The 12,884-nt window shown below is 50.9% G+C and carries 11 protein-coding genes and 1 pseudogene; 4 read left to right on the top strand and 8 right to left on the bottom strand.

Features of this window, described 5'->3' with window-relative positions:
- The first annotated feature begins 234 nt into the window (after positions 1-234).
- Complete coding sequence (locus tag C8J48_RS02090) at positions 235-2,577, top strand: M14 family zinc carboxypeptidase (protein ID WP_107724722.1); 2,343 nt, start codon at positions 235-237, stop codon at positions 2,575-2,577.
- Positions 2,578-2,774: 197 nt separating this feature from the next.
- Positions 2,775-4,598 carry a translational GTPase TypA gene (gene typA / locus C8J48_RS02085; protein WP_107724721.1) on the top strand — a complete coding sequence of 608 codons (1,824 nt, stop codon included), beginning with the start codon at positions 2,775-2,777 and terminating at the stop codon, positions 4,596-4,598.
- Between the two features lie 177 nt (positions 4,599-4,775).
- On the opposite strand, the gene chrA is transcribed toward typA, so the two are convergent.
- The 4 genes from chrA to C8J48_RS19015 all read right to left on the bottom strand — a co-directional run bounded on the left by chrA (position 4,776) and on the right by C8J48_RS19015 (position 7,807).
- Positions 4,776-5,954, bottom strand: a complete 1,179-nt coding sequence (gene chrA, locus C8J48_RS02080) for a chromate efflux transporter (RefSeq protein WP_245891042.1) — start codon at positions 5,952-5,954, stop codon at positions 4,776-4,778.
- Between the two features lie 301 nt (positions 5,955-6,255).
- Positions 6,256-7,266 (bottom strand): NADP-dependent oxidoreductase, encoded by a 1,011-nt coding sequence (locus tag C8J48_RS02075; protein ID WP_107727543.1) that lies wholly within the window; start codon positions 7,264-7,266, stop codon positions 6,256-6,258.
- A gap of 135 nt (positions 7,267-7,401) precedes the next feature.
- Positions 7,402-7,509 carry a hypothetical protein gene (locus tag C8J48_RS19310; RefSeq protein WP_425430464.1) on the bottom strand — a complete coding sequence of 36 codons (108 nt, stop codon included), beginning with the start codon at positions 7,507-7,509 and terminating at the stop codon, positions 7,402-7,404.
- Positions 7,475-7,807, bottom strand: a complete 333-nt coding sequence (locus tag C8J48_RS19015; RefSeq protein ID WP_245891041.1) for a hypothetical protein — start codon at positions 7,805-7,807, stop codon at positions 7,475-7,477. The genes C8J48_RS19310 and C8J48_RS19015 overlap by 35 nt, the downstream gene beginning before the upstream one ends.
- A gap of 285 nt (positions 7,808-8,092) precedes the next feature.
- Here C8J48_RS19015 and C8J48_RS02065 point away from each other — a divergent pair, with 285 nt between their 5' ends.
- Positions 8,093-8,431 (top strand): ASCH domain-containing protein, encoded by a 339-nt coding sequence (locus C8J48_RS02065; RefSeq protein WP_107724718.1) that lies wholly within the window; start codon positions 8,093-8,095, stop codon positions 8,429-8,431.
- A 7-nt stretch (positions 8,432-8,438) separates the two neighbouring features.
- On the opposite strand, the gene C8J48_RS02060 is transcribed toward C8J48_RS02065, so the two are convergent.
- From C8J48_RS02060 to C8J48_RS02050, 3 genes are all read right to left on the bottom strand, one after another.
- Positions 8,439-8,849, bottom strand: coding sequence for a hypothetical protein (locus C8J48_RS02060; protein WP_107724717.1), 411 nt, complete (start codon positions 8,847-8,849; stop codon positions 8,439-8,441).
- Between the two features lie 162 nt (positions 8,850-9,011).
- Positions 9,012-10,121, bottom strand: coding sequence for an o-succinylbenzoate synthase (gene menC / locus C8J48_RS02055; RefSeq protein ID WP_107724716.1), 1,110 nt, complete (start codon positions 10,119-10,121; stop codon positions 9,012-9,014).
- Positions 10,118-11,623, bottom strand: coding sequence for an o-succinylbenzoate--CoA ligase (locus C8J48_RS02050; protein WP_245891040.1), 1,506 nt, complete (start codon positions 11,621-11,623; stop codon positions 10,118-10,120). Before C8J48_RS02050 ends, menC begins: the two co-directional genes overlap by 4 nt.
- 262 nt (positions 11,624-11,885) lie before the next feature.
- On the opposite strand from C8J48_RS02050, the pseudogene C8J48_RS19170 reads away from it, so the two are divergent.
- A pseudogene (locus tag C8J48_RS19170) lies at positions 11,886-12,020 on the top strand (tyrosine-type recombinase/integrase); the annotation flags it as partial.
- Between the two features lie 76 nt (positions 12,021-12,096).
- Here C8J48_RS19170 and C8J48_RS02040 read toward each other — a convergent pair.
- Positions 12,097-12,630 carry a GNAT family N-acetyltransferase gene (locus C8J48_RS02040; RefSeq protein WP_107724714.1) on the bottom strand — a complete coding sequence of 178 codons (534 nt, stop codon included), beginning with the start codon at positions 12,628-12,630 and terminating at the stop codon, positions 12,097-12,099.
- Positions 12,631-12,884: the final 254 nt, after the last annotated feature.

The raw sequence follows: 12,884 nt of genomic DNA, 5'->3' as shown, positions 1-12,884 counted from the left end.
CCGCTCGGACCATTGCAGTCCGAGTGTTGTTTCATTTCTATACATGATCCAATTGACACTCCTTTCAACCGTTTTAGATACGTAGATGCCAGGTCCCAAAGACTTTGCCCGATTCAGATTGAGCAAGAATATTTTACCGTTTTTTCATAAAAGGTTTTTCAACGATTTAGTCGAAAAAGATAGACTCCGGAAAAACATTTTCCTTGGAAATTTCTTGTGGGTGGAGGATGGCTGATGATCAAACGATGGACCTTGTTTTTGCTGGCGGTCGTCATGGCGGTGGTACCCAGTGTCGCCTGGGCCTATCATGATGGGCCGGAAAAAGAGAAAAGCCTTTTTAACAGCGAGCACTACGATTTTGTCAAATATTCCGAAGTAGAAGGCATGCTAAAAGAGTTACAGCGGAAGAGCAACCGAGTTTCGGTGGAGGAGTCTGGATTGTCCGCTGGCGGACATCCGATGTATGTGGTCACCATCTCGGAAGCCGGTGCTAAAGCGAAGTTTGGACAGTATCAACAATTGCGCCGTCAGATGTTTAACCGCTCCGTGACGGCTCAACAATTGACGGGAAAAGATTCCGACTTTAAAGTGCCCGTCCTGATCAACGGTTCCATCCATGGCACGGAGTTTGTCGGCACTGATGCTGTCCTCCGTCTGATGGACCGATTTGCCACTCAGAATGATACTGAGACGAAAACGATTTTGGAAAACCATGTCCTCATTTTCAATGTTGTCGCCAACCCTGACGGACGCTGGTCTGCAACGCGTTTTAACTCCGCCGGTATCGATCTCAACCGTGATTTTATCACGTCATCCCAACCGGAAACGCGGCAGATGGTGGAACTGATCACCCGTTGGAATCCGATGGTGCTACTCGATTTGCACGGCTATGTGCGCTCCGGGGGTGCGTCGAAGCCGGGGTTGATTGAACCTTGCACCCCACCTCACAACCCCAACTATGAATACGATCTTTTCTCCAAGTGGGCAATGGACCAGGCAGAAGCGATGGAAGCAGAGCTGGTATCCAACCGTGACGCCTACGAATCCGACTTGTATCGCAATATGAAGGGTACGTATATCCCACAACGGGACGATAGTGATGGCTGGGACGATTATCCGCCCATCTTTACGCCAATGTACGCAATGTACCATGGCTCCTTTGCGTATACCCTGGAAGCGCCCACCAACGATTGGGACGGTGTGCGCTGGCAAGAAGATGCGGTGATGGGTGCGCTTAAATTTGCCGCCGACAACAAAGATGAAATGATCCGCGACCAGTTGGAGGTGTTTCGACGCGGCATCCAGTTTGATCATCCCTATCACCAGGACGAATTTTTCCCAAAAGCGTATATCCTCCCAGTGGATCGCGACCAGCCGACTCCTACGCTGAAGGCGGTCAATCATTTGTTGGACAACGATATCTCCGTGGAGCAAGCCAAAACTCCCTTTGAAGCGAAGGGCAAACAATATCCCGCTGGCACTTACATCGTCAAAATGAATCAAGCGAAAGCGGGATTGGCCAACACGATGTTGTGGGATGGGGAGGACATTACAGACATCACCCCTTCCATGTACGATATCTCCGCCTGGAGCTTACCGGAATTGTGGGGCTTTGAAGCTGATCCAACCGACGAAGAGGTAACAGTAACATCCACCCCGGTGAAAAAGACAAAAGCGACAGGCCAATTGTCCGGAAAAGGTCCCTATCATATTCCGAACCAAACCGTGGAAGCGGTCCATCTGGTCAATTCGTTAATCCAACAAGGCATCACCGTCAAACGGGATCAAGCGGGTGACTTTTATGTTGAAAGCCATTCTTCCACGCTGCAACAAGCGGTTCGGGACTCAGGCTTAACCATCCGTAGCGGCAACATCCCGCAGGGTGCCCAACCGGTGAAAAACCTGAACGTGGCGATCCTAAAAGATGGCGGTATGAACAAAGGACAATCCCATGCCGGCACCCGTATTGCCTTGGAACGCCTCGGTTTTCAGGTGACGGAGCTGCATCCGCAGGAAGTGGCGAAAAAAGGGCTCACCTCCTATGATGTGTTTGTCTACAGCGGCACATCCCAATTGATCTCCTCCAACTTGAGTGAAGCGAATAAGGAGTTTGGTCTGAAGGATGAGTCCCAGGTGCAAACGTTTAAAAAGCACGTAACCCAATTTGTTGAAAAGGGCGGCAAATATATCGCTGTCGGCTCCTCCGCCTCCCAAGCGACCCGTACCCTCGGCTTGACGAAGGTGGAAGTTCACGCTGGCGGCAGCAACAGCAACGGTATTGTGAAGGTGGATTACCGTGATTCGCCCTTAACCGCAGGCTATAAGGAGAAGGATCTCGGGTTTGTCTACCGGCCCGCCTGGTACACATCCACCGATCACGCAACCGTCGCTGCCGCTTATCACGATTCCACGGACTTTTTCCACTCCGGTCATTGGAAAAACCGCGAAGCGGCACAAGGAGAAGCCGTCATTGTGCAGGAGAAGGATGCGGATGTAACCCTAATCGGCATGGAGCCGGGATTCCGCGGACATACGGATTATTTGTACCGACTGTTGTCCAACGTTGTTTTTGATTAAATTGAGCAGGACCTTTGCGGGTCCTGCTCCTCTTTTGATGCCCCTTGATGGCGATCCCTTCTACCCTGTGATATAATGCTGTTCTGGAAGGATCATTTTTCGGATTGCTGATTCTCCCGGCTTGTCTTACGCCGGGTGCTTTTTTGTGGCATCATTATTGTGTGAAGGAGGCCAGGGGCACAGCTGTGCCCGGTCATATGAACCCTCAAAACATCCGTAACATCGCCATCATCGCTCACGTCGACCATGGAAAAACCACCCTTGTCGACGCGATGCTGAAGCAAGCCCGCATTTTTCGGGAAAATCAAGCGGTCGCCGAGCGCGTGATGGACTCCAATGATTTGGAGCGGGAACGAGGCATCACCATCCTCTCCAAAAACACTTCGATCTCGTATCAAGGGGTGAAGATCAACATCGTCGACACGCCCGGCCACGCCGACTTCGGCGGCGAAGTGGAACGGGTGATGAACATGGTGGACGGCGTTCTGTTGTTGGTGGACTCCGTGGAAGGCCCCATGCCGCAAACCAAGTTTGTGCTGCGGCAAGCGCTGGAGCGGGGACATCAGGCGATCGTCGTCGTCAATAAAATCGATCGGCCCAACGCTCGCCCCGATTATGTGATCAACACCACTTTTGATCTGTTTGTCGATCTAGGGGCGACAGAAGAGCAAGCCGACTTCCCCGTTATCTACACGAACGCCCTCACCGGTCACTCCGGAGTGGAACCCGATGCCCTCACCGATAGCCTGGAACCGCTCTTTCAGGAGATTTTGCGCCATCTGCCCGCACCCACCGTTGATCCTGACGGCCCGACACAGTTGCAGGCGACACTGATGGGTTACGACGATTACAAAGGCAAAATTGTCATCGGTCGTCTCAACAGCGGCACCATCCGCAAAAATCAGTCGGTGCTGCATATCACCGGTGAATCGGAGCGTCCCTTGAAAGTATCCCAGGTATTTACCCATCAAGGGCTGAACCGAATTGAAGTGGAAGAAGCACAAGCGGGAGATATAATCGCTCTGACGGGCCTTGGGGATATTGGCATTGGAGACACCATCACCGATCCGGAAAATCCACGCCCTCTTCCCCCGATCAAGGTGGAAGAGCCAACGCTGCGTATCACTTTCGGTATCAACACCAGCCCTTTCGCTGGTAGGGAAGGGACGTTCGTTACCTCGCGCAAACTGCGGGAGCGGCTCTATATTGAATCGGAACGGGATGTCGCCCTGCGCGTGTCCGACACCGATTCCGCTGACACGTTTCTGGTGGCGGGACGCGGTGAATTACACCTGGGCATCTTGATTGAAAACATGCGCCGGGAAGGATACGAGTTTGAGGTAAGCAAGCCGGAAGTCATTCTAAAGGAAATCGACGGGAAACGGCATGAACCGGTAGAAGTGGTGGAAATCGAAGTATCGGCAGAATACCAAGGAGCAGTCGTGGAACTTTTAGGCCAACGCAAGGGGCAAATGGTCGATATGCAGCTGATGGATGACGGCTCCATTCACTATACCTATCGCGTTCCCACCCGTGGCTTAATCGGATTCCGGCAGCAGTTTCTTACCGCCACACGGGGAGAAGGGTTGCTCAACACCTTATTTGGCGGCTATGAACCCTATGCCGGTGAAATCCAAACCCGTGATCACGGTTCCCTCGTCGCCTGGGAACCCGGCACCGCCACCTCCTACGGCCTCCACGCCGCCCAGGAACGGGGCACGCTCTTTATCGGTGCCAATACGGAGGTTTACGAAGGAATGGTGGTCGGCCAACACATCCGCGAGGGAGACTTGGATGTCAACGTCTGCAAAAAGAAACAGCTGACCAACTTCCGTGCCGCCGGTTCCGACGATGCGCTGCGCCTGGAACCACCCAAAAATCTGTCCCTGGACGATGCCTTGGAATACCTAGCTGAAGATGAGCTCTTGGAAGTTACCCCTGTCGACTTCCGCATCCGCAAGCGCATCCTGCCTAAAAATCAACGCCGCCGTTACCAAAAACAAGGCGGACGACTAGAATAAACAACGCCCCCTCTTCCACTGGAAAAGGGGGCGTTTCGTTTTATATCAAATTCCATTCCGGTGTGGGGTGATTGTCGACTTGGCTCGGTATTGTTCACAATAAAACAGAGGCGATAACTATCCAAGCGACCCATGCAAGTCCCTATGGGAAATCCACCGTTATCAGTCGTGGAAATCTCAACCGATTATCCATCCGCCAACAGCGGCAACCAACACCACCAGCCAGGGCGGCAATTTCCATATCATCAACAGACCGAAGGCGAGTAATGCTAAACAGAAATCCAGCGGAGAAACGATCGCCTTGATAAAGATTGGATCAAACAGGGCCGCCAGCAAAATGCCAACAACAGCAGCGTTAATTCCGGCAAAAGCGGCTTGAAACGCCGGACGGCGACGAATCGCATCCCAAAAGGGAAGAACACCGATCACCAGCAGAAAGGATGGCAAAAAAATGGCCAGTATCGCAACCACAGCACCACCCCACCCGGCCGTCATCATCCCCAGATAGGCGGCAAAAGTAAACAATGGACCGGGGACGGCTTGAGCGGCTCCATAACCGGCCAAAAAGGTCGGGGCATCCATCCAACCCGCTGGAACAACTACCGCCTGCAACAACGGCAGCACCACATGTCCCCCGCCAAAGACCAATGATCCCGCCCGGTAAAAGCCATCGATCAAGGGGAGCCACAAACCACCCCCCTGCGCTAATAAGGGCAACAACAGCAACAAACCAAAAAACAATCCCCAACAAAGGAGGGCCGCCCGTCGTCCCAACCCCACCGACAGCGAAAGCGTATCCGGAGGTGCTACTCGCGGCAATAACCACCATCCCAATAGACCAGCCATCACGATAATCCCCACCTGTACCCCAGCCACAGGAAAAGAGAGCGCCGCGATTGCCGCCAACAGCACCATCGTTTTGCGGATGCGATCAGGCGCTAATGTTTTGGCCATCCCCCACACCGCTTGTGCCACCACTGCCACAGCTACGATCATCAACCCTTTGAGCCAACCGGAGGTTTCCATATTCCCCGCCGGCACCGCATAGGCAAACAACACCAACGCCAACACTGACGGCAGGGTAAAACCAACCCATGAAGCGATCGCCCCCGGCAGACCCGCCCGCAACAGGCCGATGGCGATCCCTACCTGACTGCTGGCGGGACCGGGCAAAAATTGACACAACGCCACCAGATCAGCGTAGGTTTTCTCATCCAACCACTTGCGCCGGTTGACATACTCCTCGCGAAAATATCCCAGGTGGGCGATCGGGCCGCCAAAAGAAGTAAGTCCCAACCGCGTCGCCACGCGCAACACTTCCCATACCGAACCAGCTTGTTCCTGTGTTGCTGCCAACATCCCGCCCTCCTCTTCGGATCACCGCATATCCATTAAATTTCATGGTAACGACCTCATTTAACACCATACCATTATCCTGTTTCAACTTTGTAGACCCTTCTATTTAGCAACTAGCTACTTCATCTTATAAATACTGAAATTTATTCAAATCAAAAAGGGACTGAACATAGTCGCATTTGTCTCCTTCCCTGTATAGCAGAAAAAATAAAAAAGAGAGCCTTTTCCTCTTATCCGAGGAGAAGGCTCTCTTTTTTATTGTCGTTGAGGCATTTCCGATGGGATGAAGGAATGCACAACCTCAATTTTGTTGTAATGACGACACTTTTACCAACTGTTTCCCAATGTTTTCCCCCCGGAAAAGGCCGAGAAAAGCATCAGGGGCATTTTCCAGCCCTTCCACCATATTTTCGCGGTAGCGGAGTTTGCCTTGGGAGACCCACTGCCCTAGCTGTGCCAACCCCTCCTGAAAGCGATCGCTGTAGTCACTGACGATAAAACCCTTCATCAAAACCCGGTTTACCAGCAGAGCCGGTTGCACTCGGGGACCGATATCCGATTTTTCCAAGTTGTACAGCGCAATTTGGCCGCACAAGGGTATACGGGCAAACGGATTGATCAGGCTGATCACCGCATCGGACACTTCACCGCCTACATTGTCAAAGTAGATATCGATACCGTCGGGGCAAGCTTGTTTTAATTCTTCTTTCCAAGTTTCCGCTTTGTAGTCGATCACAGCGTCAAAGCCGAGCTCTTCGGTTAGATAACGGCATTTCTCCTCTGAACCAGCGATGCCTACCACACGACATCCTTGGATTTTGGCGATTTGACCGACAACCGATCCGACGGCGCCGGCAGCGCCGGATACCACCACGGTTTCTCCCGTTTTTGGGGAACCGATATCCATCAAACCAAAATATGCCGTCAACCCCGGCATTCCCAATACACCGAGAGCGGTGGAGGGGGGCGCCAGCTCCGGATTGATCAGGGTTAACTCGTCGGCCCGGGCCACAGAGTAATCCTGCCACCCCAACATTCCCAGCACCACATCTCCCGACTGGAAGCGATCAGCACGGGAGGTTACCACTTGGCCTACGATTCCTCCCGTCAAAACCTCACTTAAGGGAAATGGCGGAATATATGACTTTCCATCATTCATCCGCCCCCGCATATAGGGATCGACGGATAGATAAACCGTACGGATAAGCACTTCCCCATCTTTCAGTTCCGGTACAGCCATTTCTTCCAACCGAAAGGTGTGTTGATTCGGCATCCCTTTCGGCCTTTCAGCCAGTAAAATACGGCGATTGATCTCTGTCACCGCAATTCCTCCTACCTCAGTGAGTTCCGCTTTCCCTAATCGATTCCCGACTCAACATCGAACCAAACATGAGATAGGTTATCAGAGATTACCGAAGAATCCCCTGCCTTTAGGCATGGGGAGTAATCACTCTTCTTTTATCATTCTGTAATCAGCGACACGATACCCCAGTGATGCATACAGTTTAACTGCAGCCAGGTTATTGCTGGTTACAAACACTTGTCGCGATGTAATGCCCTGCTGAAGAAACCAACGCTCTCCATCCTCCAGCATCGCCCGCCCAACCACATCCCCGATAGGCCGGTTCCAAAAAGATCTCGTTAATATAGCCGGAACGATGATGCCGATGCGGATCCTGACGAATATCCATATGTTGCCCTACACGCTTCGCCAACTCCTCCGCCCAACAACGACCCACTTCATTTTCCACTAAAATTCGATCCCAATAATGTTCACGCATCAATTCAAGGTGAAACCGAACAACCGTCTCTTCATCTTTGTATGGGTGGTAAGGTCTAATTTTCCAATCCATGTTTTTTCCTTTCACTAATTTATAAAATATAAGCAGGATCTCCTTCTCCCCTCGTGGTAATTTTCTGGTAAGGTATAGTGAGGGCATGAGCGAAACATCGAATCGCAGGGGCAGAAGAACTTACTCCATTGATGAACATCCGATCAAGTCACCTTTAAGACAGTGATTCCCCACACCTGGATGACAGAGGCGTTCATAATCGGTGTAAGGATACTTTTCTTTTCGCTTCCTCCTGTCCGTTTCCCTTTTGAGAATCATTGACAATAACAGTAAGGAGATACGACCATGGACCAGACGGACTACCCCGAAAAAACTTGTACCATTGAGCGATTGATCACCCGCCAGGACGATATCGAACGAGTGCTTACAGGCAAAAAAAGAGCCCAACGGCGAAACGGCGTATACGCTTATCCTGGAGAAACGATGATTCTCGGGAACCACCGATTCATCATTACAGCCGTATACCGTCAGACCGTGGGTGAAATGAATGATCAGGACGCCAGAAGGGAAGGGCAAGCCGACAAAGAGACATACCTCGCTCATATCAGGAATATTCATCCCGGCATTCCCTTGTCTCCAAAAATGGCGATGTGGGTGCATGAATTTGAGCAAGATCCCGTTTAATCCGGCCTTAGGAAAAAACCGTCTCTCTATCCACAACAATTCGGTTCCACCACAACCCCCCGAACAGGAATGCCGCCGGAAGCAGCAGGGCAAATAACAGCCAATCAAAATGTCCGTTCCACCACGTCATCCCCACCCCCATAATCAGACCGATGAACACAGTCAATAGGGGATAGATTCCAGGTGTATCCCGATGAATCCAGCGAAGAATGACGGAATAGATGGGAACACCAAACCCAAAAAAAAGAATAGCTGCAAGCAAAAGCGTTTCCGACGATAGATATAGGATCAGCAACAACCACAACGTTCCATCGATTTGTTCGATCATTGAGGAGATATACAAAGCACAGATGAACCACTGTGCCGCCACGCCTCCGCCAAAGGACAACAAAGAGATGCTGATTACCGGCCTGATCATGAGGCATAACCCTCTTTCGTCCAACTCAATCTCCTCTCTATTTTACCCTGTTTTGGAAGAAATGAGTAGGAACTTTTACGTGATGCTAAACAACAGCACCCCAAAATCGCAACGGGCAGGGGATTGACGAGTATCACCCAGCATCCTCTTCTTCATATTCTACTATATCCTGCAAGCTGATGTTCGCACACATAAGTGCCGGATCAGCTCCTGATCCACCTCAAATCCGATGCCGGGTTCTGTCGGTACCGAAATGAATCCCGCGTCGATTGACACCTCCGGATCAATAATATCCCGCTCCCAATAGCGACTAGAGGCGGAAATGTCCCCAGGCAGAGTAACATGCGGCAGCGAGGCGAGAGCGATATTGTGCGCCCGTGCAATCCCCGATTCCAACATCCCTCCCACCCATAACGGGATTCCATGCTGTTGGCACAAATGGTGGATTTGGCGCGCTTCGGTGAGACCACCAACCCGGCCCGGCTTTACATTAACCACCCGGCAACTTCCCAGTTCCAAGGCACGGCGCACATCTTCCCGGCTCAATATACTTTCATCCAGACAAATCGGTGTGGTCATTTCCCGTTGCAACCGCGCATGATCCACCAAATCATCTGCAGCCAAGGGTTGCTCGATCATCATCAGATCAAAGTCATCCAACGCCTTCAAACGATCAATATCTGCCAAGGTATAGGCGGAGTTTGCATCCGCCAGCAACGGCAGCTGGGGAAATCGCTCGCGGATGGCGGCAATGATCGCTACATCCGCTCCCGGTCCGATCTTTACCTTCACACGCCGATACCCATCCTCCACGCGCTCCTGGATCTCAGCCAACATGGCATCGAGGGAAGACTTGGCACCTACGGCCACCCCCGCCGCAATCTTCTTCCGCTCACCTCCCAGGGCATCTGCCAAGGAAAGGCCGGATTCTTTGGCGTAGGCATCCCACACTGCTCCTTCCAAGGCTGCTTTAGCCATGCGGTTGCCGCGAACAGAGACAAACCTTTTTGCCACTTCATCCGGATGAGTCAAAGGCTCTCCACCTAGACGGGGGATCAAAAAATCCTCCATCATATGCCAGGCGGTTTGTACTGTCTCTTCGGTATACCACGGGGAGTCAAAGGCGACACACTCTCCCCACCCCGTCGCTCCCTTCGCCGTTACCAGCTCTACCAGAATGAGATCCCGTTCCGTTACCGTGGTGAGACTGTTGGCAAAAGGTTGTTTCAGGCGCATGCGAATATGATGGAGTTGAATTCGCTCCGGCTTCATCGGCGCTTCTCCTCCTGTACCAATCTCGCTTTTAACTTCCGCCGCAACAATTTATTGGAGGCATTGCGTGGAAGATGATTGGTTTGGATGATGCGAACCGGCACTTTATACCGGGCCAACCGTTCCCGACAATGCTGAATAAGCACCTCTTCAACCAACTCCTCCCCTGCACGCAAAACGACAAAAGCGACAGGCACTTCCCCCCAGCGATCATGGGGTTCCCCCACCACACCCGCTTCCGCCACGGCAGGATGAGACAGCAGTGCCGCCTCCACCTCCGCCGGATACACATTTTCTCCTCCCGATAAAATGAGATCACTGCGTCGATCCAACACATACAAATAACCGTCTTGATCCACATATCCGATATCACCGGTATACAACCATCCTTCTTGGATCGCCTGCTGCGTCGCCTCCGGCCTGCGCCAATATCCAGGTGTCACATGGGGACCGCGCACAGCGATCTCCCCCTCTTCACCAGGTGACAACTCCCGCTCCCCTTCACGGATGGACAATTCTCCCGGAAACAGCGGTTTGCCCGCAGAACCCAACTTGGCCAAACTATCTTCCGGCGCTAAGGTGACGGACTGGGAAGCCGTCTCTGTCATCCCATATGTTTGAAAGACGGGCACCCCCTTTGCCTTGCATCGCTCCAACAAAGGGCGGGGTGCCGGACCTCCTCCCATCAGCATACAGCGAAATCGATCAGGATACACATGCTCCCCCAACTCATCCAGCATTCGTGTCGCCATATTACTAACCACCGAAATAAGGGTCACATGCCGCTCGCAGATGGCGCGATTGGCTTCCGCCGGATCAAACTGTGCTTGCACCTCGACCGCAATCCCATAGATAACGTTTCGCATCAGGATGGAAAGACCGCTCATATGAAACAGCGGCACACACGCCAACCATTTGTCATCCGTCTGTAAACCGAGATTGAGCACTGAACCAATGGCGCTCCACCAATGGTTGCCATAGGTAAGGATCACACCTTTGGGACGGCCGGTGGTGCCGGAGGTATACATAATCGTAGCCGGATCATCCATCTGGATACGCTCCAACAATGACGTCTCCCCACCCGATGCTGATGCCGCTTCCACTTCCGCTCGTGAAAGGCAAAGCGTTTTTGTTTCCAACGTGATCGCTTGCACCGTTTGCGCAAAGGATTCGTCAAACACCCACACCTTCGCTTCAGCATCCGTCACCTGCCATGCCCATTCCACCGGGGCAAGGCGGGTATTGAGCGGAACCGCCACTGCCCCTAAAAAAGAGAGACCATGGATAAACGCGGCATATTCCATGTGGTTATATAGCAACAGCGCAACCCGATCACCACTTTTTACGCCAAAACCGGCTAATTTTTGGGCTAGTGCTTCCGCCCTTTCATGTAACTCTTGAAACGTCCACATCCTGTAACCATCGGAGATCGCTTCCCGCTCGGGGGTCAGAAAAGCCCGCTTTGTCAACCAATGCGGCATCTCGTTAACGGTGGGAACCATTTTGCTTCACCTCTTCATTGCTACGTACCGTTTGTATTTCTTTCTATTATACCTGACGGCATGAATCGTTTCTAAATGGGGTCACCGTACCATTTCGGGTAAAGTGTACGCTAAGACACATTTTGGATATAAAAAAGCCGACATCCTGTACGTTAAGGAAGTCGGCTTTTTTCACAGGGGTCCTTAACCAGATCCCTCGCCCTGATCCTCTTAGCGTGCCTCTCAGGGTGTTTTATATCTACCTGAATACACGGAGTTAGTCGGGGCTGGGGTGGATATTGCTATAGTTGCAGAATTAGTTGGTCACGCAGATATAAATATGACCAGGCGATACGCCAAACCGTCACCGAAAGAACTGGAGCAGACTATCGACAAGGCGTTTCGTTCTTGCAAATGATTTTAATCATTTCAGTACGAGAAAAACCCCCTCAACTCTAGCATACACATAGTTGGGGGGGTACATATGGAACGAATTACACAGACATTAATGGTTCTGGAAATTGTACAGTGCCATGTACTTTCTCCAATGAATTTTTTTTCAATTCACATACCATAAATGTCTCATTTGGAACTTCAAAAGGTGCTTTGATTCCTTTAGTTATAGCCGGGATAAACCCAAATCTCGGATAGTAATTGGGGTGTCCTAATACAACAACATGTTTAAATCCCATTTTTCCACATCTGTTTAAACCTTCTCTTATTAATGTAGAACCAACACCTTGACTCTGATACTTTGGTGTAATAGCCATAGGTGCCAACACTAAAGATTTAACAGATTCTTCTTTTGTTTGAATCGAAATGATACTAAACAGAATATGTCCAACAACCTCTCCATCTCCTGTCTCTGCAATTAAAGACAGTTGCGGAATAAAGTGAGGAGATTTTCTGATAGCATCAACAATATTCGATTCGGTTTCTCTTCCAAAAGCAAGATCATTTATTTCCTTTATCTTTCTCAAATCTATTGATTTTTCTTCTCTGATTTTTAAATCCCAACCTAATCTCATTTTTGTCCTCCTATTTCATATAGAAGGATAGAATTAACAGTTCGTTAAATATTTCCCCATCCTTCTGATAAATTTGGAACATTCAACCCATTTACTACAATATCCATCATCACCACTCCGATCTTAAAGATAATACAATTATATATTTGAATAGATACATTAGGGGGAATTAATTGTATCTGAAATGGAACGGTCCAGCGTGGCTCCAAAGTTGAGTGCCGCTCCCTCTCCCGCAATTATGAAGGTTCAGCGCA

It is taken from the genome of Desmospora activa DSM 45169 (assembly GCF_003046315.1).
Classification (GTDB): domain Bacteria; phylum Bacillota; class Bacilli; order Thermoactinomycetales; family DSM-45169; genus Desmospora; species Desmospora activa.
The sequence above is the reverse complement of the archived record's forward strand: the minus strand, read 5'-3'. Positions and strand labels throughout refer to the sequence as shown.

Excerpts from the sequence above, each read along its gene's own strand:
- C8J48_RS19015 (WP_245891041.1), bottom strand. The coding sequence starts at position 7,807 with ATGGATTGGAAAATTAGACCTTACCACCCATACAAAGATGAAGAGACG.
- C8J48_RS02060 (WP_107724717.1), bottom strand. The coding sequence starts at position 8,849 with ATGATCAGGCCGGTAATCAGCATCTCTTTGTTGTCCTTTGGCGGAGGC.
- C8J48_RS02040 (WP_107724714.1), bottom strand. The coding sequence starts at position 12,630 with ATGAGATTAGGTTGGGATTTAAAAATCAGAGAAGAAAAATCAATAGAT.
- C8J48_RS02090 (WP_107724722.1), top strand. The coding sequence starts at position 235 with ATGATCAAACGATGGACCTTGTTTTTGCTGGCGGTCGTCATGGCGGTG.
- menC (WP_107724716.1), bottom strand. The coding sequence starts at position 10,121 with ATGAAGCCGGAGCGAATTCAACTCCATCATATTCGCATGCGCCTGAAA.
- typA (WP_107724721.1), top strand. The coding sequence starts at position 2,775 with ATGAACCCTCAAAACATCCGTAACATCGCCATCATCGCTCACGTCGAC.
- C8J48_RS02050 (WP_245891040.1), bottom strand. The coding sequence starts at position 11,623 with ATGGTTCCCACCGTTAACGAGATGCCGCATTGGTTGACAAAGCGGGCT.
- C8J48_RS02065 (WP_107724718.1), top strand. The coding sequence starts at position 8,093 with ATGGACCAGACGGACTACCCCGAAAAAACTTGTACCATTGAGCGATTG.